This is a genomic window from Pseudomonas sp. GP01-A4 (genome assembly GCF_058780865.1).
In genome coordinates this window covers 1-22,246 of the sequence record NZ_JBYSWF010000061.1, presented here as the reverse complement: position 1 = coordinate 22,246, position 22,246 = coordinate 1, and the positions used below count along the sequence as shown (strand labels likewise).

18 protein-coding genes and 3 tRNA genes are annotated in these 22,246 nt (G+C 61.0%); 13 read left to right on the top strand and 8 right to left on the bottom strand.

Going from position 1 to position 22,246, the window contains the following annotated elements; all coding sequences use genetic code 11:
- Positions 1-150 precede the first annotated feature (150 nt).
- From AC3WKX_RS26815 to AC3WKX_RS26805, 3 genes are all read right to left on the bottom strand, one after another.
- A tRNA-Leu gene (locus tag AC3WKX_RS26815) sits at positions 151-235 on the bottom strand.
- A 56-nt stretch (positions 236-291) separates the two neighbouring features.
- Positions 292-367, bottom strand: a tRNA-His gene (locus AC3WKX_RS26810).
- Positions 368-399: 32 nt separating this feature from the next.
- Positions 400-476: transfer RNA gene (locus tag AC3WKX_RS26805), tRNA-Arg, on the bottom strand.
- A gap of 230 nt (positions 477-706) precedes the next feature.
- Here AC3WKX_RS26805 and folD point away from each other — a divergent pair.
- On the top strand, positions 707-1,561 hold the full coding sequence (gene folD, locus AC3WKX_RS26800; RefSeq protein WP_010166832.1) for a bifunctional methylenetetrahydrofolate dehydrogenase/methenyltetrahydrofolate cyclohydrolase FolD: 855 nt from the start codon (positions 707-709) through the stop codon (positions 1,559-1,561).
- Between the two features lie 209 nt (positions 1,562-1,770).
- Positions 1,771-2,703 carry a D-alanyl-D-alanine endopeptidase gene (pbpG, locus tag AC3WKX_RS26795; protein ID WP_003207851.1) on the top strand — a complete coding sequence of 311 codons (933 nt, stop codon included), beginning with the start codon at positions 1,771-1,773 and terminating at the stop codon, positions 2,701-2,703.
- Positions 2,704-2,750: 47 nt separating this feature from the next.
- On the opposite strand, the gene AC3WKX_RS26790 is transcribed toward pbpG, so the two are convergent.
- A complete protein-coding gene (locus AC3WKX_RS26790; RefSeq protein ID WP_023658984.1) occupies positions 2,751-3,380 on the bottom strand; it encodes a peptidase C39 family protein in 630 nt (209 codons plus the stop codon).
- Positions 3,381-3,643: 263 nt separating this feature from the next.
- Here AC3WKX_RS26790 and AC3WKX_RS26785 point away from each other — a divergent pair, with 263 nt between their 5' ends.
- Positions 3,644-3,805: a hypothetical protein gene (locus AC3WKX_RS26785; RefSeq protein ID WP_003207847.1), complete on the top strand. Its 162-nt coding sequence runs from the start codon at positions 3,644-3,646 to the stop codon at positions 3,803-3,805.
- 4 nt (positions 3,806-3,809) lie between these two features.
- On the opposite strand, the gene AC3WKX_RS26780 is transcribed toward AC3WKX_RS26785, so the two are convergent.
- On the bottom strand, positions 3,810-4,220 hold the full coding sequence (locus AC3WKX_RS26780; RefSeq protein ID WP_003207845.1) for a PA0061/PA0062 family lipoprotein: 411 nt from the start codon (positions 4,218-4,220) through the stop codon (positions 3,810-3,812).
- A 216-nt stretch (positions 4,221-4,436) separates the two neighbouring features.
- On the opposite strand from AC3WKX_RS26780, the gene AC3WKX_RS26775 reads away from it, so the two are divergent.
- The 3 genes from AC3WKX_RS26775 to AC3WKX_RS26765 are packed head-to-tail and all read left to right on the top strand — an operon-like array spanning position 4,437 to position 10,216.
- The gene (locus tag AC3WKX_RS26775) at positions 4,437-7,658 is read left to right on the top strand and encodes an efflux RND transporter permease subunit (protein ID WP_087693205.1); all 3,222 of its coding nucleotides are present in this window, start codon (positions 4,437-4,439) and stop codon (positions 7,656-7,658) included.
- On the top strand, positions 7,648-8,814 hold the full coding sequence (locus AC3WKX_RS26770) for an efflux RND transporter periplasmic adaptor subunit (protein WP_102369543.1): 1,167 nt from the start codon (positions 7,648-7,650) through the stop codon (positions 8,812-8,814). The genes AC3WKX_RS26775 and AC3WKX_RS26770 overlap by 11 nt, the downstream gene beginning before the upstream one ends.
- The gene (locus AC3WKX_RS26765) at positions 8,798-10,216 is read left to right on the top strand and encodes an efflux transporter outer membrane subunit (RefSeq protein WP_102605979.1); all 1,419 of its coding nucleotides are present in this window, start codon (positions 8,798-8,800) and stop codon (positions 10,214-10,216) included. Before AC3WKX_RS26770 ends, AC3WKX_RS26765 begins: the two co-directional genes overlap by 17 nt.
- A 142-nt stretch (positions 10,217-10,358) precedes the next feature.
- Here the strand turns inward: AC3WKX_RS26765 and AC3WKX_RS26760 are convergent, their stop codons facing one another.
- On the bottom strand, positions 10,359-11,642 hold the full coding sequence (locus AC3WKX_RS26760; protein WP_087693198.1) for a Zn-dependent hydrolase: 1,284 nt from the start codon (positions 11,640-11,642) through the stop codon (positions 10,359-10,361).
- Between the two features lie 179 nt (positions 11,643-11,821).
- Positions 11,822-13,309, bottom strand: coding sequence for an NCS1 family nucleobase:cation symporter-1 (locus AC3WKX_RS26755; RefSeq protein WP_003207834.1), 1,488 nt, complete (start codon positions 13,307-13,309; stop codon positions 11,822-11,824).
- 601 nt (positions 13,310-13,910) lie between these two features.
- Between AC3WKX_RS26755 and hydA the strand changes: the two genes are divergently transcribed.
- From hydA to preA, 3 genes are all read left to right on the top strand, one after another.
- Complete coding sequence (hydA, locus tag AC3WKX_RS26750; RefSeq protein ID WP_003207833.1) at positions 13,911-15,350, top strand: dihydropyrimidinase; 1,440 nt, start codon at positions 13,911-13,913, stop codon at positions 15,348-15,350.
- A 163-nt stretch (positions 15,351-15,513) separates the two neighbouring features.
- Entirely contained in the window at positions 15,514-16,881 is a 1,368-nt protein-coding gene (locus AC3WKX_RS26745) for an NAD(P)-dependent oxidoreductase (protein WP_102606411.1), read from the top strand.
- Entirely contained in the window at positions 16,881-18,155 is a 1,275-nt protein-coding gene (gene preA, locus AC3WKX_RS26740) for an NAD-dependent dihydropyrimidine dehydrogenase subunit PreA (protein ID WP_102606412.1), read from the top strand. The genes AC3WKX_RS26745 and preA overlap by 1 nt, the downstream gene beginning before the upstream one ends.
- 118 nt (positions 18,156-18,273) lie before the next feature.
- Here preA and AC3WKX_RS26735 read toward each other — a convergent pair whose 3' ends face one another.
- Positions 18,274-18,894 (bottom strand): TetR/AcrR family transcriptional regulator, encoded by a 621-nt coding sequence (locus tag AC3WKX_RS26735; RefSeq protein ID WP_003207828.1) that lies wholly within the window; start codon positions 18,892-18,894, stop codon positions 18,274-18,276.
- A gap of 144 nt (positions 18,895-19,038) precedes the next feature.
- Between AC3WKX_RS26735 and AC3WKX_RS26730 the strand changes: the two genes are divergently transcribed.
- The 4 genes from AC3WKX_RS26730 to AC3WKX_RS26715 all read left to right on the top strand — a co-directional run bounded on the left by AC3WKX_RS26730 (position 19,039) and on the right by AC3WKX_RS26715 (position 22,149).
- Positions 19,039-19,482 (top strand): GNAT family N-acetyltransferase, encoded by a 444-nt coding sequence (locus AC3WKX_RS26730; protein ID WP_003207827.1) that lies wholly within the window; start codon positions 19,039-19,041, stop codon positions 19,480-19,482.
- 23 nt (positions 19,483-19,505) lie between these two features.
- Complete coding sequence (gene copC / locus AC3WKX_RS26725) at positions 19,506-19,871, top strand: copper homeostasis periplasmic binding protein CopC (RefSeq protein WP_003207825.1); 366 nt, start codon at positions 19,506-19,508, stop codon at positions 19,869-19,871.
- Between the two features lie 3 nt (positions 19,872-19,874).
- On the top strand, positions 19,875-20,732 hold the full coding sequence (gene copD / locus AC3WKX_RS26720) for a copper homeostasis membrane protein CopD (RefSeq protein WP_003207822.1): 858 nt from the start codon (positions 19,875-19,877) through the stop codon (positions 20,730-20,732).
- 148 nt (positions 20,733-20,880) lie between these two features.
- Positions 20,881-22,149: an OprD family porin gene (locus tag AC3WKX_RS26715; RefSeq protein WP_003207821.1), complete on the top strand. Its 1,269-nt coding sequence runs from the start codon at positions 20,881-20,883 to the stop codon at positions 22,147-22,149.
- Positions 22,150-22,246 lie beyond the last annotated feature (97 nt).

Genomic DNA, 22,246 nt, shown 5'->3' with positions numbered 1-22,246 from the left:
ACGAAGGGGATCGAACCCTCGACAACGGGAGTCACAATCCCGTGCTCTACCAACTGAGCTACGCCCACCATATTGCGTGACCAAAAAGCCCGTCAAAAAGGCTATTTGTTGAGCTTCGCGCCGACCCGCAGGCCTTCACGAAACTTTATTTGGTGCGGATGAAGAGACTCGAACTCTTACACCTTGCGGCGCTGGAACCTAAATCCAGTGTGTCTACCAATTCCACCACATCCGCGCTTGAAGCTTTTAAAGCAAAGGCGCCAGACTATTAATCTGGCGCCTTTCTAAATATGGGGTGGACGAAGGGGATCGAACCCTCGACAACGGGAGTCACAATCCCGTGCTCTACCAACTGAGCTACGCCCACCATATTGCGCTACTTGTGCCAAAGCTGCCTAATGGCGCACCCGGCAGGACTCGAACCTGCGACCATCCGCTTAGAAGGCGGATGCTCTATCCAGCTGAGCTACGGGCGCCTTATTAATCTGTACTCTTGGAGGATTACAAACTAACCAGTGCTAGGCTGTGCCCGACAAGTGCGACGAATAGTATAGATGGACCCGAAACCCGTCAAATCCTTTTTATAAAAAATTCATTTTATTTAAGGGGTTAGGGGAATTTGCAGACCAAGCGCCTTTGCCCTCACGCCATGGCATGCGAGAATGCGCGCACTTTTCTTCCCCCTCTCGATGGTTAATCACGCGTAATGACTGCACAACTTATCGACGGCAAATCAATCGCCGCCAGCCTGCGCCAGCAGATCGCCAAACGAGTCGCCGAGCGCAGCCAACAAGGCCTGCGCACGCCGGGCCTCGCGGTGATCCTGGTCGGCAGCGATCCTGCCTCTCAGGTTTATGTCTCGCACAAGCGTAAAGACTGTGAAGAGGTCGGCTTTATTTCCAAAGCCTACGACTTGGCTGAAGACACCACCCAACAGGCCCTCACCGACCTGATCGACAGCCTCAACGACGATCCGGCCATCGACGGCATCCTGCTGCAACTGCCATTGCCCGAGCATCTGGACGCGTCGAAATTGCTCGAACGCATCCGGCCGGACAAGGACGTCGACGGTTTCCACCCTTATAACGTCGGCCGCCTGGCCCAGCGTATCCCGCTGCTGCGCCCGTGCACCCCGAAGGGCATCATGACCCTGCTGGAAAGCACCGGCGTCGATCTGTATGGCCTGGATGCCGTCGTCGTCGGCGCCTCGAACATCGTCGGTCGCCCGATGGCCATGGAACTGCTGCTGGCCGGCTGCACCGTGACCGTGACTCATCGCTTCACCAAGGACCTGGCCGGCCACGTTGGCCGCGCCGACCTGGTGGTCGTCGCCGCCGGCAAGCCGGGCCTGGTCAAGGGTGAGTGGATCAAGGAGGGCGCCATCGTCATCGACGTGGGCATCAACCGCCAGGACGATGGCAAGCTCGTGGGCGACGTGGTGTACGAAACCGCCCTGCCCCGTGCCGGCTGGATCACCCCGGTACCCGGTGGTGTCGGCCCGATGACCCGTGCCTGCCTGCTGGAAAATACCCTGTACGCAGCCGAAACCCTGCACAGCTAATAACCAGCCGCTCTGAAAAAGCCCTGCCTTATCGCAGGGCTTTTTATTGGCCGGATAAAAAGTAGTTTTTTCTTTGTTTTTAAGGGGTTTCATCTGTTTCTAGAAGAACATTCGACAGTTTCTGATCCATACTCCTAAAATGTAACGGCATTTATCAGAAAGTCCGTGCAGAACGGTATATCCCTACTTTTTTTAGCGAGTTCATCCGCGTGAAAATTCATCTTTCCATTGTCAGCCTATTTTTTGCATTGACAGGCACCTTCGCGAGCGCAAGCGAAACCACCACCGCTCCCCGCGACATGTCCACCCTGCACATCGCCTCCGGCAGTGCGATGGTGGTAGACCTGCAGACCAACAAAGTCATCTATGCCAGCAACCCGGATGTCATCGTGCCGATCGCCTCGGTGAGCAAACTGATGACCGGCCTGATCGTGCTGGAAGCCAAGCAGAACATGGATGAATACATCGACATCAACATCAAGGACACGCCAGAGATGAAAGGCGTGTTCTCCCGGGTCAAGATCGGCAGCGAGATGCCGCGCAAGGAGATGTTGCTGATTGCCCTGATGTCCTCGGAAAACCGCGCCGCCGCCAGCCTGGCCCACCACTACCCGGGCGGCTACCCGGCCTTCATTGCAGCGATGAACGCCAAGGCCAAGGCACTGGGCATGACCAGTACCCACTATGTGGAACCTACCGGCCTGTCGATCCATAACGTGTCCACCGCCCGCGACCTGAGCAAGCTGCTGGCCGCCGCACGCAAGTACCCGATGCTCAGCCAGTTGAGCACCACCAAGGAAAAGACCGTCTCGTTCCGCAAACCCAACTACACCCTGGGTTTCTCCAACACTGACCACCTGATCAACCGCGCCAACTGGGACATCAAGCTGACCAAGACCGGCTTTACCAACCAGGCCGGCCATTGCCTGGTACTGGTGACCAGCATGGGTAATCGCCCGGTGTCGCTGGTGATCCTCGATGCCTTCGGCAAATTCACCCACTTTGCCGATGCCGGGCGCATCCGCAGCTGGGTCGAAACCGGCAAGAGCGGCTCGGTGCCAGACGTCGCATTGCGCTACAAGGCTGACAAAAACCTGAAGAACCGCCCACGGGCGAATGTTCAGGTCACCGAATCCCGCTGATTCGTAAACAGACACATAAAAAACGGCGCCCTTGAGCGCCGTTTTTTTTATTTGGCCTGGCTGGCCAGTGTCTTGACTGCTTGGGCCGCCGCCTGTTCCTGGCCCGCCTGGGCTGTGGCGCTGGCAGCCTGCTGCCAGCGCTGGGCGTCGACCTTGACCGGCAACTGGGTGGGCCGCTGAATAAGTACCGCCCACTTGCCGCCGTCTTTCCACGCCGACTCAAACGCACTGAAATCCATCGGCATGCGTCGCGCCAAGCCTGAACGCAGCAGCACCATGCTCTTCTGCTTGTTGTAACCCACCACCACGACATACCGCGGACCGGCCCAGAAGGTTGAGCCCTGGGTGATACGCGCCATCACCGGGTACCCGGCCGCGACCTGTGCCAGCAGCGCCGGCAGCTGATCTTCCAGCGGGTACACCAACATCCCGTATTCACGGGCCAGCACCTGCATGTTGCGCTCAAGGTCCGCTTCAGCGCCCGGCAAATGCAGTGGCTTATCCAATAGCCCCGGTGTAATCACAATGCCTTGTTGAGACAGCATGCTGGCAAGAGCGGCTGGGCCACCGAGGTAAGTCTCACCGCGAAACGCCGGCACGCCCTTGAGCTCGACACTCTCCGGCAGCCCCGGGATGCTCGTGGGTTTTGGATGCGAGGAACAGGCCGCCAGCCCCATGAAACAGGCGGCGACCCACCAGGAGGTTTTAATGTTCGAGGGAAACCGCAACTTCTTCACTCACTTGATCAACGGTCGACGTGGGCCCTGATCATAGGACGCTCCGGGGCGCGGGTATAGCCTTGCAGCGCAGTAAAAGGCCGGCGATAGAGCAAACAAGTTGGACGCACACGACCATTGGTCAATAGCAGGCAACCTGCGGATAGCTAGACTGTCCATTGAGAAGACAGTGTGTGCCCGGCACCGGGCGAAAGGAGGCACTTATGAGCCTGACAACAACGATTCTGCTTTTGATCTGTGGCTGGCTGGCCGTCGCCGCCGCCATGCTGTGGGGCGTGATGCGCGTGACCCGCCGGCACCATCACCCACACGTAAAACCCGCAGCACCCGGCAAGCTGCACAAACCCGCCGGGCACCACGCCTGACGCCTTAGCCAGGCATGCAACTGAAGTCTTCGGTCTGCGCCAATTCCTTGCCGTGGCTATCCTTCAACTCGGCACGCACCGTCGTACCCAGGCTGGATTCCACCAGGGTGTAATGCTCGCCGGCCTTGAAGTTGCCGTAGGTCACATGCCCGCGACAATCCTGCTGGTTATCATCCCCCGCCTCTTCTTCAAACAAGGTGACGTCCAGGCGATGCGCGCCGGGTTTCACTTCGAAGTAGCGGCCATCATTAATGTTTTTACCGTCTACCCGCTCGGCCATCAGGTCGTTGGGTGCCTCCTCTTGCAAGCCGATCCAGGCTTCGCTCGGGTCCGCCTTCGGCATCGGGCCGGCACACGCCGACAACAACAGGACCGCACTCAAGGCCGGGATCAACAACAAGGGTTTAAGAGACATGGCAGAACTCCAAATGGATAAAGAGTGAACAGGCGAAACAGCTCCCGTTCGATCGGTATCCAGCTTGTTACTGTCACCATTGTTGAACAAATGAATACATATGAAAGGATCTTCAGCCGTTAACTAAATCTTCCTTCACCTGGCTGAAAGGTGCGTGTTAGGTGGGTCCGTCAAGACTGCGAGCGTTTGCAATCCAACTCCTTTGGAGGTTACGGCATGCTCGGGCTGGTAAAGACCGCACTGCTCAAGCCCTACACGTTTATCGTGCTGGCAATTTTCATCTGCATCATCGGGCCCATGGCGGCCTTGCGTACCCCCACTGACGTATTTCCCGATATTGGCATCCCCGTCGTTGCGGTGGTTTGGCAGTACAACGGCCTGTCTCCGGACGCCATGGCCGGTCGCGTGATCTACACCTACGAACGCTCCCTGAGTACCACCGTCAACGACATCGAGCACATTGAATCGCAGTCGTTACCCGGCATGGGCATCGTGAAGATTTTCTTCCAGCCCGGCGTGGATATCCGCACCGCCAACGCCCAGGTAACAGCGGTGTCACAAACCGTGCTCAAGCAGATGCCACCGGGCATTACGCCGCCGCTGATCCTCAACTACAGCGCCTCTACGGTGCCGATTCTGCAGATGGCGTTCTCAAGCCCCAGCTTGTCGGAAGCGAAGATCCGCGACCTGGTGCAGAACAACATCCGCTTGCCCCTGAGCGCCCTGCCCGGCCTGGCCATGCCCACGCCAATGGGCGGCAAGCAACGCCAGATCACCCTCGACCTTGACCCCCAGGCGCTGGCCGCCAAAGGCCTCTCGGCACAGGACGTGGGCAACGCCCTGGCCCTGCAAAACCAGATCATCCCGGTGGGTACCGCCAAACTCGGCCCCAACGAATACACGATCTTGCTCAACAACAGCCCGAAGGCGATTGATGAGCTCAACGACTTGCCGATCAAGACAGTCGACGGTGCGATCATCACCATCGGCCAGGTGGCCCACGTGCGTGACGGCTCGCCGCCGCAGACCAACATCGTGCGCGTCGACGGCCACCGTGCGGTGCTGATGCCGGCCCTGAAAAACGGCAGCATCTCCACCCTGTCGATCATCGACGGCATCCGCCAGATGCTGCCGCGCATCAATGAAACCCTGCCGCCGTCGCTGAAGACCTCGCTGCTCGGCGACGCCTCGGTGTTCGTCAAACAGTCGGTGGGCAGCGTGGCCCAGGAAGGCATCATCGCCGCCTTGCTGACCAGTGCGATGATCCTGCTGTTCCTCGGCAGCTGGCGCTCGACCATCATCATCGCCGCGTCGATTCCCCTCGCGGTACTGTCGGCCATCGCCCTGCTGGCGGCCACCGGGCAAACCCTCAACGTCATGACCCTCGGCGGGCTGGCGTTGGCGGTGGGGATCCTGGTGGACGACGCCACAGTGACCATCGAGAACATCAACTGGCACCTGGAACAAGGCAAGGCGGTGAAGGACGCGATCCTCGACGGCGCCAAGCAAATCGTCGGCCCGGCGTTCGTGTCCCTGCTGTGTATCTGCATCGTGTTTGTGCCGATGTTCATGCTGCAAGGCATCGCCGGCTACCTGTTCCGCCCGATGGCATTGGCGGTGATTTTCGCCATGGCCAGCTCGTTCATTCTGTCGCGAACCCTGGTGCCGACCCTGGCGATGTTCCTGCTCAAGCCGCACGTGCCGGAGCAAGGTGAAGGTCATCACCCGGAAGATGAATTCATCAACCATCACGAGGGCGACCAGCACAAACCGCAGCGCAACGCGGTGCTGCAATCGGTGCTGAATTTCCAGCAGGGTTTTGAGCGTCACTTCTCCAACGTGCGGGACGTTTATCACGGCCTGCTGACCCTGGCCCTCGGCGCCCGCAAGCGCTTCATCATCGGCTTCCTGGCGTGCATCCTCGCCTCGTTCCTGCTGCTGCCAAGCCTGGGCCAGGACTTCTTCCCGGCCACCGACGCCGGGGCCATGGCCCTGCACGTGCGCTTGCCGCTGGGCACACGTATCGAAGAGAGCGCGGCGGCCTTTGACCGGATCGAAGCGCGGATTCGCGAGATCGTTCCGGCCGACGAACTGGACACCATCGTCGACAACATCGGCATCCCGCTGAGCGGCATCGACATGGCCTACAGCAGCAGTGGCACCATCGGCCCACAGGACGGCGATATCCAGGTCACCCTGAAAAAGGACCATGCGCCCACCGCCGACTACGTGAAAAAACTGCGTGAAGCGTTGCCCGAAAGCTTCCCCGGCAGCCAGTTCGCATTCCTCCCGGCAGACATCAGCAGCCAGATCCTCAACTTCGGTTCGCCGGCCCCGCTGGACGTGAAAATCTCCGGGCGCAGCGATGAAGAAAACCGCGCCTACGCCATCGAACTGGAACGTCGCCTGAAACACATACCGGGCATTGCCGACCTGCGCATCCAGCAGTCCACCGGCTACCCGTCACTGCAAGTCAACGTGGACCGCATGCGTGCCAACGGCCTGGGCATCACCGAGCGTGACGTAACCAACAGCATGGTTGCGTCCCTGGCCGGCAGCTCGCAAACCGCACCAACGTTCTGGCTCAACCCGGCCAACGGCGTGTCGTATTCGATCGTGGCCGCAACCCCGCAGTACCGCCTCGACAGCTTGCCTTCCCTGGAAGCATTGCCGGTGACCGGTGCCGATGGGCAGTCGCAGATCCTCGGCGGCGTAGCGACCATTTCGCGGGTACAAAGCCCGGCGGTGGTGACCCACTACAACATCGAACCGACCCTGGACCTGTACGCCAACGTGCAAGGCCGCGACCTCGGCGGCGTCGCCAGCGATGTGCAAAAAGTGCTGAACGACATGGCCCCGATGCGCCCCAAAGGCGCGACCATCAGCCTGCACGGGCAGATCGATGCGCTGCATGAAGCGTTCAACGGCTTGAGCTTCGGCCTGCTCGGTGCGGTGGTGCTGATCTACCTGCTGATCGTGGTCAACTTCCAGTCCTGGACTGACCCGTTCGTGATCATCACCGCACTGCCGGCAGCGCTGGCGGGGATCGTGTGGATGCTGTTCCTCAGCGGCACGTCATTGTCGGTGCCCGCACTCACGGGGGCCATCCTCTGTATGGGCGTGGCCACCGCCAACTCGATCCTGGTGGTGAGCTTCTGCCGAGAGCGCCTGGCCGAACATGGCGATGCACTCAAGGCCGCACTGGAAGCCGGCTACACCCGTTTCCGCCCAGTCTGCATGACCGCCCTGGCGATGATCATCGGCATGTTGCCGCTGGCCTTGTCCGAAGAACAAAACGCGCCGCTGGGACGTGCCGTGATCGGCGGCTTGATCCTCGCCACCACTGCCACTTTGCTGTTTGTACCCGTGGTCTTCAGCCTGGTCCACGGTCGTCACCCTACTCGCGCTGCTGCTGGAGAAACTTCACATGTCGTCTGATCACAAACCCTCGCGCAAGCGTCTGATGCTCATGGGTGTCGGCGGCCTGACACTGGCCGCCCTGTTGGTCGCCAACGGCCTGCACGCCCGTACGATGCATGAAAAATCCGTCACCGCCTGGACCGAAACCGCCGCCGTGCCGCAGGTGCTGGTGTTCCAGCCCAAACAGAACGCGGCCGGCGACACCCTGCGCCTGCCCGCGCATCTGGAAGCCTGGAGCAAGGCACCGATTCATGCACGGGTCAGCGGTTACCTGAAAGACTGGAAAGTCGACATCGGCAGCCAGGTCAAGGCCGGGCAGATTCTCGCCGAGATCGACAGCCCCGACCTCGACCAGCAAGTGGCGCAAACCCACGCCCGCATGGTCCAGGAACAGGCCAACGCACGCCTGGCGCAAACCACCGCCACCCGTTGGAAAAACCTGCTGGACAGCCATTCGGTATCGCGCCAGGAGGCCGATGAAAAAACCTCGAATGCCCTGGCCGCCAAGGCCAACGCCCAGGCCGCCGAGGCTGACTATGCGCGGCTCTCGGCCCTGGAAGACTACAAGACCATTCGCGCGCCATTCGCCGGTGTGATCACCGCGCGCAACACCGACATCGGCCAGTTGATCAAGGCTGACAGCGACAGCGATCCGGAACTGTTCGACATCGCCGACACCCACCAACTGCGCCTCTACGTGCCGGTGCCGCAGAACTACGCTGCGGTGATTCATCCCGGGCTGGCCGCCCAACTGACGGTACCCGAGCACCCCGGCGAACACTTCAGCGCGAAGCTGATGGGCGACTCCACCGCCATCGACCGCCGCTCCGGCACCCTGCTCGCACAGTTCGTGGCCGACAACCCGGACGGCAAGTTGCTGCCCGGCGACTACGCCGAAGCCACCCTGGCGATTCCGGCGGATACCCATGGCGTGAGCATCCCGGCCAGCGCCCTGATCTTCCGCGCCGAAGGTACCCAGGTCGCGGTACTGGACGCCAAGAACCACGTGCACCTGCAAGACATCCACATCGGCCTCGACCTCGGCGAGCGCCTGGTGATTGACCAGGGCCTGAAACCCGCCGATCGCGTAGTCGACAACCCACCCGACGCACTGCGCGAAGGCGACGCCGTGCAAATGGCCGATGCCGGAGGTGCCCATGCGCCCAAGGCTTAAACCCCTCGCGGCCCTGGTATTGGTGGCACTGCACGGTTGCTCGCTGGCGCCCACCTACAAGGCGCCGACCATCGACCTGCCGGCCAAGTACCGCGAACAGACCAGCGACGGCCCGTGGCACAGCGCGCAACCGTCCGACCAACTGGCGCCGAAGTGGTGGCAGCTGTATCAGGACCCGCGCCTGAACGACCTGCAGGAACAACTGCTCAAGGCCAACCCGGACCTGGCCGCAGCGCTGGCGCATTTCGATGCGTCACAGGCGTATGCCAGCCAACTGCATGCCGGGCTGTTCCCGCAAATAACCGCCAGCGCGCAACCGTTGCGCCAGCGGCAATCGGACAATCGGCCACTGCGGGGTGATACCCAGCCTTCGGTGTACAACAGCAACACGGCGGGGTTTGCGCTGAGCTTCGATCTGGATCTGTGGGGCAAAATCCGCAACCAGGTGGCGGCTGGCGATGCACAGGCCCAAGCCTCCGGGGATGATTTGGCGGTGGCACGCCTGAGCCTGCAGCATCAGTTGGCGACGCTGTACGTGCAGCTCAACGGACTGGATGCCCAGAGCCGGATTCTCAGCAGTTCGCTGGATGATTTTGGCCAGGCGCTGAAACTGACCCGCAGCCGGTACGAGGGGCAGATCGCCTCGGAGCTCGACCTGACCCGGGCGCAGAATCAGCTGGCTGAAGCACAGGCGCAGCTTGACGATGTGCGCGGTCAACGCAATCTCACCGAGCATGCGATTGGTGAATTGGTGGGCGTATCCGCCAGTGAATTCCAGCTGCCGCCGAGCCAGCAATTGATCGCGCTGCCGGGGATTCCGCAACAACTGCCGAGCCACCTGCTGCAACGCCGGCCGGATATCGCGGCAGCCGAGCGACGGGTGTTTGCGGCCAACGCGAATATCGGCGTGGCCAAGGCGGCGTGGTACCCGGATTTCAGTTTGACCGGCTTGATTGGCGGGCAGACCCAAGGTGTGGGCAACTTGTTCTCCGCCGCCAATCGGTATTGGGCGCTGGGGCCGCTGGTGAATCTGCCGATCTTTGATGGCGGCCGGTTGAGCGCCAATGAGCGCCAGGCCAAGGCGGAGTTTGAAGAGGCTTCGGCGCACTATCGCAGCCAGGTGTTAAGAGCCGTGCGTGAGGTGGAAGACAACCTTGGGCAACTGCGCGACTTGCAGCAGGAGGCGATGGATGAACAGGCTGCCGCGAATGCCGCCGAACACACACAGGCACTGGCGATGAACAGTTACCAGGCGGGGGCTGTGAGTTACCTGGATGTGGTGACGGCGCAGACGGCGGCGTTGCAGGCGCAGCGCACGTTGCAGGCGGTGCAGACGCGGCAGTTGCAGGCGAGTGTGGGTTTGGTGACGGCGCTGGGCGGCGGCTGGTTGCCCGACGCCTGATACCTGTCTCAAGAACGACAGTGATCAACTGTGGGAGCGGGCTTGCTCGCGAAGGCGGTGGGTCAGCACCGGATATGCTGGCTGACACACCGCCTTCGCGAGCAAGCCCGCTCCCACATTTTATCGCAGTGACTGGACGTACTCAGGCAGCCAACTTACCGCTGGCGATTGCCACCGAAGCTGCCACCATCGCCCTCAGCAACACCGCACACCCCGCCGCCAAATCATCCGGCGCCGCGTTCTCGATTTCGTTATGGCTGATGCCACCTTCACACGGCACAAAGATCATCCCCGCGGGCCCCAGTTCCGCGACGAAAATCGCGTCATGCCCTGCCCCGCTCACGATATCCATGTTCGACAACCCCAACCCATTGGCCGCATCACGCACGGCATCCACGCAGCCTTTGTCGAAGTACAGCGGCGGGAAGTCAGCGGTGGGTGTCATCTCGAATGTGAGGCCGTGCTTGGCGCAGGTCTCGTCGATCACCTTGCGCACCTGGGCAATCATCGAATCCAGCCGCGCCGGTTCCAGATGGCGGAAGTCCAGGGTCATGCGCACTTCGCCAGGAATGACGTTGCGTGAGCCCGGATACGCTTGCAGGCAACCGACGGTGCCGCAGGCGTGAGGCTGATGACCCAACGCAGCCGCGTTTACTGCAGCCACCACGGCCGCGGCACCGACCAGGGCATCCTTGCGCAGGTGCATCGGGGTCGGCCCCGCATGCGCCTCGACACCCCGCAGTTTCAGGTCGAACCATTTCTGGCCAAGGGCGCCCAGCACCACACCGATGGTTTTCTTTTCATCCTCAAGAATCGGACCTTGCTCGATATGTGCTTCGAAATATGCGCCCACCTTGTGCCCGCTCACCGGGCGTGATCCGGCATAACCAATGGCATTCAGCGCATCGCCCACGGTCACGCCGTCGGCATCCGTCTTGGCCAGCGTGTCGGCCAGGGTGAATTTCTCGGCAAACACCCCGGACCCCATCATGCAGGGAGGAAAGCGCGAGCCTTCTTCGTTGGTCCACACCACCACCTCCAGCGGCGCTTCGGTTTCCACCTTCAGGTCATTGAGGGTGCGCAATACCTCAACGCCCGCCAGCACACCAAAACAGCCATCAAACTTGCCGCCGGTGGGCTGGGTGTCGATATGGCTGCCGGTCATCACCGGCGGCAACTGGGGATTGCGCCCGGGCCGGCGGGCGAAGATATTACCGACGCCATCGATGGTCACGGTACAGCCCGCTTCCTCGCACCACTTCACAAACAGGTCGCGGGCCTGGCGGTCGAGGTCGGTCAGGGCCAGGCGGCAGACGCCGCCCTTGGGGGTCGCGCCGAGCTTGGCGAGTTCCATCAGAGACAGCCACAGACGATCGCGGTTGATGTGCTGATGGGTGGATTGCAGAACGTCTATGGCAGCGTTCATGGGGATCTCCTCAGGCAGTAGTTCTTATGAATTTGACCAGACTCTCACTGGAGGACTGCGATCAAAAATGTGAGAGCGGGCTTGCTCGCGAAGGCGGTGATTCAGCTAACACATCTGGCGACTGGCACACCGTATTCGCGAGCAAGCCCGCTCCCACATTTGATTGCATTCCACATCGATTAAAGCGGTGTTTTCACCGCGACCACACGAGCCCCGCGCTTCATGCAGAGGGCGTAATACAACAGGCCACCGAGCGCCGAGCCGGTGAACCAGCCATAGCTGTAGAACCAGCTGAACGCATCGCTGCCCAGGGACAGCAACGTCAGCACCACCGGCACGCCAAACGCCAGGAAGCCATGCCAGTTCCACGCCGGGTACACGTCATCACGATACAAACCGGCGAGGTCCAGTTGCTGTTTCTTGATGATGAAATAGTCCACCACCATGATCCCGGCGATCGGCCCCAAGAGGCTTGAGTAACCCAGCAACCAGTTGGAATAGACGGTTTCCAGGCTCACGTCGGAAATGATCAGCCCGAGCTTTTTCAGCAGTTCGTGGGCCATCAGCGCCAGGCCCACCAGGCCGGTGAGCACCACCGCCGTGGTGCGGTTGATCAGCTTGGGGGCGATGTTCTGGAAGTCGTTGGTGGGCGAGACGATGTTCGCCGCGGTGTTGGTGGACAAGGTGGCGATGATGATCAGCGCCATCGCCACGGCCACCCACACCGGGCTCTGGATATGACCGATCAGGGTCACCGGGTCGGAGACGCTGACGCCCACCAGTTTCACCGAGGCGGCGGTCATGATCACGCCGAGGGCGGCGAACAGGAACATGGTCAGCGGCAGGCCGAATATCTGCCCGAGGATCTGGTCTTTCTGGCTCTTGGCGTAGCGGCTGAAGTCGGGGATGTTCAACGACAAGGTGGCCCAGAAACCTACCATCGCCGTCAGGCCCGCCATGAAGTAGCCGGTGAGGCTGGCGCCTTCGGGACGTTTGGGCGGGATGGCCATCAACTCGGTCAGCGACACATTCGGCAGCGCCCACACCAGCAGCCCGATACCCACCGCCACCAGCAGCGGTGCCGACAGGGTTTCCAGCCATTTGATCGACTCGGCGCCACGCAATACCACCCACAGGTTCAGGGTCCAGAAGATCATGAAGCCGATCACTTCACCGGTGCCACCAAGGGACTTCCAACCCTCGAAAATCGACCCCAGGAACAGGTGGATCGCCAGGCCGCCAAACATCGTCTGGATACCGAACCAGCCACACGCCACCAACGCGCGGATCAGGCACGGCACGTTGGAGCCGAGCACGCCGAAGGACGAGCGCAGCAACACCGGAAACGGGATGCCGTACTTGGTACCGGGGAAGGCGTTGAGGGTCAGCGGGATCAGCACCACGATATTGGCCAGCAGGATCGCCATCAGCGCCTCGCCCACCGACAACCCGAAGTACGCGGTGAGCACGCCGCCCAGGGTGTAGGTCGGCACACACACCGACATGCCGATCCACAGCGCGGTGATATGCCACTTGTTCCAGGTGCGTTCGCGCACCTTGGTCGGTGCCATGTCGTGGTTGTAGCGGGGGCTGTCGAGGACGTCGGGGCCGGCGTCGAGTTCGTACAGGCCGTTGCGCTCAATGACTTGCGATCTGTTCTGTTGCATGGCCGCTCCACGGTTTTTTCGAATTATTTTTGCTCATCCCGTGACGTGCACGGGATGGCCGGAGTACCTCGTTGACAACATGACATCCGGGACCCGGCCAACCGCCACCGCACTCAATAACCGTGCCGTAAACCGTCAACCTGCCCGCACCGCTTGTATAACTTGCTGATGTTTATCAGCTTTATTGTCTCGACCGAAGAGCCCCTCGTTACTTTCAGCGTTACTCAGGCCAAATAACGCAGAAGTTGTCCGAACCCTCAGGACTCAATCTGGTGCAACACAATTATTTTTATTTACCGGCCCCGTCAAGAGGCATGTCTCAAGCGTCTGATTTGCAATAGGAAATGTTGCTCATATTGGGAACCTGTCAAGTGCGTCAAAATGGTGAGAGGCCGCTACATTTTGGTGATTTTGATTTTTTATCGTTAAAATTCAATTACTTAATAAAGATATAAGCTTATAAAAAATATTCTTGCTCATTCGAAAAACTCGGGCTAGTTTCTATTCCTGTCACCGCTGACAGGAATTAATTTTCCAGCGGCGCGATGCATGACAACACTTAGAACTGGCACAAGCCGGTCAAGCCTGTGAGGAACTCGACATGTCGCTGTTGATCCGTGGCGCTACCGTTATTACCCATGATGAAAGTTACCGAGCCGATGTTTTATGCGCAGACGGTCTAATCCGCGCCATTGGCACTGATCTGGATATTCCCGCCGGCACCGAGATACTCGACGGCAGCGGTCAATACCTGATGCCCGGCGGCATCGACCCCCATACCCATATGCAGTTGCCCTTCATGGGCACCGTGGCCAGTGAAGATTTTTTCAGTGGCACGGCCGCCGGGTTGGCGGGCGGCACCACGTCGATCATCGACTTCGTGATTCCCAACCCGCAGCAATCCCTGCTGGAAGCCTTCCATCAGTGGCGCGGCTGGGCCGAGAAGTCGGCGTCCGACTACGGCTTTCACGTCGCCATTACCTGGTGGAGCGAGCAGGTCCGCGAGGAAATGGCCGAGCTGGTGAGCCAACACGGCATCAACAGCTTCAAGCATTTCATGGCGTACAAGAACGCGATCATGGCCGCCGACGACACCTTGGTGGCGAGTTTCGAACGCTGCCTGGAACTGGGTGCGGTACCGACGGTGCATGCCGAAAACGGCGAGCTGGTGTATCACCTGCAACGCAAGCTGATGGCCCAGGGCATTACCGGGCCTGAAGCGCATCCGTTGTCGCGGCCTTCGCAGGTGGAAGGTGAAGCCGCCAGCCGGGCGATCAGGATTGCCGAAACCATCGGCACGCCGCTGTACCTGGTGCACGTGTCCACCAAGGAAGCGCTGGATGAAATCACCTACGCCCGCAGCAAGGGCCAGCCGGTGTACGGCGAAGTATTGGCCGGGCATCTGCTGCTGGACGACAGCGTGTATCAACACCCCGACTGGCAGACCGCCGCCGGCTATGTGATGAGCCCGCCCTTCCGCCCGCGCGGGCATCAGGAGGCACTGTGGCATGGCCTGCAATCGGGCAACCTGCACACCACCGCCACCGACCATTGCTGCTTCTGCGCCGAGCAAAAAGCCGCCGGGCGGGATGACTTCAGCAAAATTCCCAATGGCACTGCCGGTATCGAAGACCGCATGGCGCTGTTGTGGGATGAGGGCGTGAACACTGGGCGCTTGTCGATGCAGGAATTCGTTGCGCTGACGTCTACCAACACCGCGAAGATCTTCAACCTGTATCCACGCAAAGGAGCGATCCGCGTGGGGGCCGATGCTGACCTGGTGCTGTGGGACCCGCAAGGCACACGGACCATTTCCGCGAAGACTCACCACCAGAAAGTCGACTTCAACATCTTCGAAGGCAAGACCGTGCGCGGCGTGCCGAGCCATACCATCAGCCAGGGCAAGCTGGTCTGGGCGGATGGGGATTTGCGCGCCGAACGGGGTGCGGGTCGGTATATCGAACGGCCGACGTATCCGCCGGTGTTTGAGCAGTTGAGCAAGCGGGCGGAGCGTTCCAGGCCGGTTGCTGTGAAACGCTGAGGCCGCCATTCGCGAGCAAGCCCGCTCCCACATTCGCCCCCATTCCAACAGGATAAATGCAGTCGAATGTGGGAGCGGGCTTGCTCGCGAAGAGGCCGGTACCGGCAACAAAAAAACCACTGCCCACCAGAGGCAGCACCTCAAAAACCGTGAGGCCAATACCGTGATCCAGACCCTGAACCATCTTCCCCACCCCCATGAAGATGCGGCGGCCCTCGCCGCGCATTTCACCGACCTGGCGCCGCCGCTCAATGCCCGGCAAGCCCAACTGGAAGCCTCGCGCTGCCTCTACTGCTACGACGCGCCGTGCGTCAACGCGTGCCCCAGCGAGATCGATATCCCGTCGTTCATCCGCAATATCCACACGGAGAACGTCCAGGGCGCCGCGCAGAAGATTCTCTCGGCGAATATCCTCGGCGGCAGTTGCGCCCGGGTCTGCCCGACGGAAATCCTCTGCCAGCAAGCCTGCGTGCGCAACAATGCCGAGGAATGCGCCCCGGTGCTGATCGGCCTGTTGCAGCGTTACGCGGTGGACAACGCGCACTTCAGCGAACACCCGTTCCAGCGCGCCGCGCCCACCGGCAAGCGCATCGCGGTGGTCGGCGCCGGGCCTGCGGGTTTGTCCTGCGCCCATCGCAGCGCCCTGCACGGCCATGACGTGGTGATTTTCGAAGCCCGGGAAAAAGCCGGTGGCCTGAATGAATACGGGATCGCCAAGTACAAGCTGGTGGATGACTTCGCGCAAAAGGAACTGGATTTCCTCCTGCAAATTGGCGGCATCGAGATCCGCCACGGCCAGCGCCTGGGCGACAACCTGACCTTGAGCGAACTGCACCAGCAGTTCGATGCAGTGTTCCTCGGCCTTGGCCTGGCTGCCAGCAAACAGCTCGGCCTGCCACACGAAGACGCCCCCGGCCTGCTCGCCGCCACCGACTACATCCGTGAACTGCGCCAGGCCGACGACCTCAGTCAACTGCCCCTGGCCGACCGTTGCATCGTGCTCGGCGCCGGCAACACGGCCATCGACATGGCGGTGCAAATGGCCCGCCTCGGTGCTCGTGACGTCAACCTGGTGTATCGCCGTGGCCTGGCTGAAATGGGCGCCACCGGCCATGAGCAGGACATCGCCAAGGCCAACCAGGTACGCCTGCTGACCTGGGCCCAGCCCGAAGAAGTGTTGCTCGACGACCAGGGCCATGTGCGCGGCATGCGTTTCGCCCGCACCCGCATGGTCGATGGCCGCCTGCAAGCCACCGGCGAGACCTTCGAACTGGCCGCCGACGCGATCTTCAAGGCCATCAGCCAAGGCTTCGACGACGAGGCGCTGCACGACCCGCTGGCCCACCAACTGCAACGCCAGGGCGATCGGATCTTCGTCAACGAACAGCTGCGCACCAGCATCCCCGGTGTGTACGCCGGCGGCGATTGCGTCAGCCTCGGCCAGGACCTCACCGTCCAGGCCGTGCAACATGGCAAGCTGGCCGCTGAAGCCATGCACGCCCAACTCATGCTGAATGTGGAGGCTGCGTAATGGCCGATCTCTCGATTGTATTCGCCGGTATCAAAGCCCCCAATCCGTTCTGGCTGGCCTCCGCGCCGCCTACCGACAAGGCCTACAACGTGATCCGCGCCTTTGAAGCAGGCTGGGGCGGCGTGGTCTGGAAAACCCTCGGCGAAGACCCGGCAGCGGTCAACGTCTCATCGCGCTACTCGGCGCACTTTGGTGCCAACCGTGAAGTGCTCGGCATCAATAACATCGAGCTGATTACCGACCGCTCCCTGGAGATCAACCTGCGGGAAATCACCCAGGTGAAAAAGGACTGGCCGGACCGCGCGCTGATCGTGTCGCTGATGGTGCCGTGTGTTGAAGAATCCTGGAAACACATCCTGCCGCTGGTGGAAGCCACAGGCTGCGACGGCATCGAGCTGAACTTCGGCTGCCCCCACGGCATGCCGGAACGCGGCATGGGCGCGGCGGTGGGCCAGGTGCCGGAGTATGTGGAACAGGTGACGCGCTGGTGCAAGACCTATTGCTCGCTGCCGGTGATCGTCAAGCTCACGCCGAACATCACCGACATACGCGTGGCGGCGCGGGCAGCGTATCGCGGGGGCGCGGATGCGGTGTCGCTGATCAACACCATCAACTCCATCACCAGTGTCGACCTGGAGCGCATGGTCGCCCTGCCGATGGTCGGCACCCAAAGCACCCACGGGGGTTACTGCGGCTCGGCGGTGAAACCCATCGCACTGAACATGGTGGCGGAGATTGCCCGGGACCCACAGACACAAGGCTTGCCGATCTGCGGGATTGGCGGGATTGGCAACTGGCGCGATGCAGCGGAATTCGTCGCGCTGGGCTGCGGCGCGGTGCAGGTGTGCACGGCGGCGATGCTGCATGGGTTTCGGATTGTCGAAGAAATGAAGGACGGGCTGTCGCGGTGGATGGACAGCCAGGGTTACAGCAGCCTGCAGGAATTTTCCGGGCGGGCGGTGGGCAATACGACGGATTGGAAGTACCTGGATATCAATTACCAGGTGATCGCCAAAATTGACCAGGCGGCATGTATTGGCTGTGGGCGTTGCCATATTGCCTGTGAAGACACGTCGCACCAGGCGATTGCCAGCTTGAAGCAGGCGGATGGGACACATAAATACGAGGTGATCGATGATGAGTGCGTGGGGTGCAACCTGTGCCAGATCACCTGCCCGGTGGCGGACTGTATCGAGATGGTGCCGGTGGATACCGGAAAGCCGTTTTTGAACTGGACGCAGGACCCGAGGAACCCCTACCGCGAGGCGGTGTAGCCTGAATGATCGTTCCCACGCTCCGCGTGGGAATGCATCCGTTGACGCTCCGCGTCACGACCTTAAGAACGGACGCAGAGCGTCCAGGCGGCATTCCCACGCGGAGCGTGGGAACGATCTAGGGCTCCAACCCGATCCCCCGCAGGATCACACTCGTCACCGTCTGCACCGCCCGCTCAAACTGCATGTCCGACAACGGCTGATGGTCATTCAGGATCTTCACCTGATGATCAAAGTCGGCATAGTGCTGGGTCGACGCCCAGATCATATACAGCAGGCTCGACGGCTCCACCGGCAAAATCCGCTTGTCCTCCACCCACTGGCGAATCTTCGCTTCCTTCATCTTGGCCCAGTCATACAGGCTCACATCCAGCGCCTCCCCCAGGGTTGGCGCGCCGTGGATGATTTCATTCGCCCAGACTTTCGAACCATAAGGCCGGCTGCGGGAATGTTGCATCTTGGCGCGGATGTAGCTACTGAGCACCACCCGCGGGTCGTCGAACATCTCGAAGCACAAGGCGTCCTGCTTCCACACCTCGAGCAGGTCGAACAACACCGCGCTGTACAGCTCGCTCTTGGTACTGAAGTAGTAATGCAGGTTGGAGCGCGGCAGTTGCACTTCTTCAGCGATGTCGGCCATGGCGGTGCTGCCATAGCCCTTCTCGGCGAAGACCTTTTCAGCCGCCAGCAGAATCTTTTCGACGTTGACCCGACGAATACCGATCTTGTGATTGCCCATAAGGGCTCCCTGACAACAACATGGCTTCAAGACTACCATCCGCTCTAGATCGCGGCGACACGCCACTGTGAAACTTCGTACAAGAACCTTCCCCGTCGATAGCGGATTGGTTAGCATCGCCATCCCCTCGAAGGATCATCCCCCATGACTATTCGACAGCGAAGCGCGTGCGACGACCCGGTGCTGGGTGCACTGTGGGAACGCTCGGTGCGCGCCACCCATGACTTTCTCAGCGAAGACGACATCCAGCGCCTGCTGCCCCTGGTACGCGACTGCTACCTGCCGATGCCCGCACTTGAAGTGTGGGTGTACGAAGATACCCAAGGCATTGGCGGCTTCGTCGGCACCGGCGGCAATAATGTCGAGATGCTGTTTATCGACCCGAACCGACGCGGCCAGGGCATCGGTCGCCAGTTGCTGGACTTCGTCCGCGCCCGCCACGACACCCTGCGGGTCGACGTGAACGAGCAGAATCCACAGGCCGTGGGTTTCTACCTGCACTATGGTTTTATCCAGACCGGGCGCTCGCCCGTCGATGGCGAAGGCAAGCCCTTCCCCTTGTTGCACATGGCACTACCGAACGACTGACTCTCACCTGAAGGTATTGAACAATGTTGATCAAGAAGACCCTCACCACCGTTGCCCTGCTCGCTTCCCTGCTGGGCGCCTCGGCCGCGTTTGCCCACGCCCACCTGAAAAGCTCGGAGCCTGCCGCCGACAGCAGCGTCGCCGCGCCCAAGGACCTGCGCCTGACGTTCAGCGAAGGCGTTGAAGCGACCTTCACCAAGGTATCCCTGAGCAAGGACGGCACCGAAGTCGCGATCAAGGGCCTGGAAACCCCGGACGCCGACAAGAAAGTATTGGTGGTGACACCGGCCGCACCCTTGGCCGCCGGCACCTACAAAGTGGTGTGGAACGCGGTCTCGGTGGATACCCACAAGAGCAACGGTGAATACAGCTTCAAGGTCGGCCAATAATCCATGGCCACCCTGCTGGTGCTGTGCCGTTTCCTGCATTTCATCGTCGTGCTGTTGATGTTCGGGGCCTGTGTGTTCAGGCCCTGGCTGCTGGGCGCGGGACCGCAACCGGTGCTGGACCGCCAACTGTCGCGCATCACCCAAGGGTTGGCGTGGCTGGCATTGGTGTCGGGGGTGGCGTGGCTGCTGTTGATCAGCGCGAGCATGGCCGGTGTCGGGCTGGGCGCGCTGGAATGGTCGACCGTGCAGTTGGTGCTGGGCAAAACCTTCTTCGGCCAGGTCTGGACCTGGCACTTGCTACTGAACGTGCTGCTGGTGCTGGGCCTGATGACGCCGTGGAAAGCGTTGCGCCTGCCGCTCTGTGCATTGCTGCTGGCGACACTGGCACCGGTGGGCCATGGCGCCATGCTCAATGGCATGGCCGGACAGTTGCTGATCCTCAATCAGGTGGTGCACCTGGTGTGTGTCGGTGCCTGGCTGGGCGGCCTGCTCCTGCTGGTGTTGATCCTCAGGCAATCGCCCCGCTATCCGTTGGAACCGATCCTCAAGCGCTTCAGTGGCATCGGTTATGGCCTGGTGACAGGGCTGCTGGTGACCGGATTGATCAACGTGCGGGTGCTCACCGGGCAGTTCTGGCCGACGCCCTTGTTCACAGGGTTCGCCCTGATCCTGTTGATCAAGGTGCTGCTGGTGTTCGGCATGCTCGCCCTGGCGCTCCTGAACCGCCTGCGGATTCACAACTGTGAGCAGCGGCTGCCTGCCTTGAAGGCCAGCGTGATGATTGAATGGTTACTAGGTGTTTCAGCGGTAGCCGCCGTTTCGCTGCTTGGCACCTTGCCGCCCATGGTTGCAGCGGGATAACTCCTCCCCCACTGACTCTCTTCACGCAGGGAGTCATCGTATAACTTTCGATTGACAACCCCCTGAAACCTCGCAAATATCGCCCTCAATGTTGTACGACAACGTATAACAAAAAATAAAAACAACAAAAAGACAAGGGAGCGTCACTGTGAGCCAACACGTCCGCCAGTTCTCCGGCACCACCCGTTTTGCCGCCATCGGTTTGAGCAGCCTGGCCTTTACCCTCCCCGCCACCGCCTCGGCAGAAGGCTTCATCGATGACGCCACCGCCACGCTCAACCTGCGCAACGCCTACTTCAACCGCAACTTCACCAACCCCGCCTACCCCCAGGGCAAGGCCGAGGAGTGGACGCAAAACTTCATTCTCGATGCCAGGTCCGGCTTCACCCAAGGCACCGTCGGTTTCGGCCTGGACGTGCTGGGCCTGTACTCGCAGAAACTCGACGGCGGCAAAGGTACCGCCGGCACCCAACTGCTGCCGACCCGCAGCGATGGCCGCCCTGCCGATAACTTCGGGCGCCTGGGCGTGGCGCTGAAAACCAAGCTGTCGAACACCGAATTGAAAGTCGGCGAATGGATGCCGGTACTGCCGATCCTGCGCTCGGATGACGGCCGCTCACTGCCGCAAACGTTCCGCGGCGGCCAGGTAACGTCCAGGGAAATCGCCGGCCTGACCTTGTATGGCGGCCAGTTCCGCGGCAACAGCCCGCGCAACGACGCGAGCATGGATGACATGTTTCTCAACGGCAAAGCCGCATTCACCTCGGACCGCTTCAACTTCGGCGGCGGCGAATACACCTTCAACGACAAGCGCACCCAGGTTGGCGTGTGGTACGCCGAACTCAGTGACATCTACCAGCAACAGTATTTCAACCTGACCCACAGCCAGCCCGTGGGCGACTGGACCCTGGGCGCCAACCTCGGGTTCTTCACCGGCAAGGAAGACGGCAAGGCCCTGGCCGGCGACCTCGACAACAAAACCGCGTTCGCCCTGCTCTCGGCCAAATACAAAGGCAACAGCTTCTATATCGGCCTGCAGAAACTCAGCGGCGACAGCGCCTGGATGCGGGTCAACGGCACCAGCGGCGGCACCCTGGCCAACGACAGCTACAACGCCAGCTACGACAACGCCAAGGAAAAATCCTGGCAGGTGCGGCACGACTTCAACTTCGTGGTACTGGGCATTCCCGGGTTGACCATGATGAACCGCTACATCAGTGGCGATAACGTGCACACCGGGGCGATCACCAATGGCAAGGAGTGGGGCCGTGAGTCGGAACTGGCCTACACGGTACAAAGCGGTCCACTGCGGGACCTGAATGTGCGCTGGCGCAACGCAACGATGCGCCGGGATTTCAGTACCAACGAGTTTGATGAAAACCGGATATTCATCAGTTACCCGCTGTCGTTGTTATAGCGGTTTACAAACAACCGGAAAGGCTTTTGTGGCGGGGGAGATTGCTGTGGGGGGAGCTTGCCGTGGGGAGGGAGCTTGCTGTGGGGGGGGGGGGGGG

What these genes read in the sequence shown, in the direction of transcription:
- folD (WP_010166832.1), top strand. Translation starts at nt 707, where the DNA reads ATGACTGCACAACTTATCGACGGCAAATCAATCGCCGCCAGCCTGCGC.
- AC3WKX_RS26790 (WP_023658984.1), bottom strand. Translation starts at nt 3,380, where the DNA reads ATGGGGCTGGCGGCCTGTTCCTCGCATCCAAAACCCACGAGCATCCCG.
- AC3WKX_RS26785 (WP_003207847.1), top strand. Translation starts at nt 3,644, where the DNA reads ATGAGCCTGACAACAACGATTCTGCTTTTGATCTGTGGCTGGCTGGCC.
- AC3WKX_RS26780 (WP_003207845.1), bottom strand. Translation starts at nt 4,220, where the DNA reads ATGTCTCTTAAACCCTTGTTGTTGATCCCGGCCTTGAGTGCGGTCCTG.
- AC3WKX_RS26775 (WP_087693205.1), top strand. Translation starts at nt 4,437, where the DNA reads ATGCTCGGGCTGGTAAAGACCGCACTGCTCAAGCCCTACACGTTTATC.
- AC3WKX_RS26770 (WP_102369543.1), top strand. Translation starts at nt 7,648, where the DNA reads ATGTCGTCTGATCACAAACCCTCGCGCAAGCGTCTGATGCTCATGGGT.
- AC3WKX_RS26765 (WP_102605979.1), top strand. Translation starts at nt 8,798, where the DNA reads ATGCGCCCAAGGCTTAAACCCCTCGCGGCCCTGGTATTGGTGGCACTG.
- AC3WKX_RS26760 (WP_087693198.1), bottom strand. Translation starts at nt 11,642, where the DNA reads ATGAACGCTGCCATAGACGTTCTGCAATCCACCCATCAGCACATCAAC.
- AC3WKX_RS26755 (WP_003207834.1), bottom strand. Translation starts at nt 13,309, where the DNA reads ATGCAACAGAACAGATCGCAAGTCATTGAGCGCAACGGCCTGTACGAA.
- hydA (WP_003207833.1), top strand. Translation starts at nt 13,911, where the DNA reads ATGTCGCTGTTGATCCGTGGCGCTACCGTTATTACCCATGATGAAAGT.
- preA (WP_102606412.1), top strand. Translation starts at nt 16,881, where the DNA reads ATGGCCGATCTCTCGATTGTATTCGCCGGTATCAAAGCCCCCAATCCG.
- AC3WKX_RS26735 (WP_003207828.1), bottom strand. Translation starts at nt 18,894, where the DNA reads ATGGGCAATCACAAGATCGGTATTCGTCGGGTCAACGTCGAAAAGATT.
- AC3WKX_RS26730 (WP_003207827.1), top strand. Translation starts at nt 19,039, where the DNA reads ATGACTATTCGACAGCGAAGCGCGTGCGACGACCCGGTGCTGGGTGCA.
- copC (WP_003207825.1), top strand. Translation starts at nt 19,506, where the DNA reads ATGTTGATCAAGAAGACCCTCACCACCGTTGCCCTGCTCGCTTCCCTG.
- copD (WP_003207822.1), top strand. Translation starts at nt 19,875, where the DNA reads ATGGCCACCCTGCTGGTGCTGTGCCGTTTCCTGCATTTCATCGTCGTG.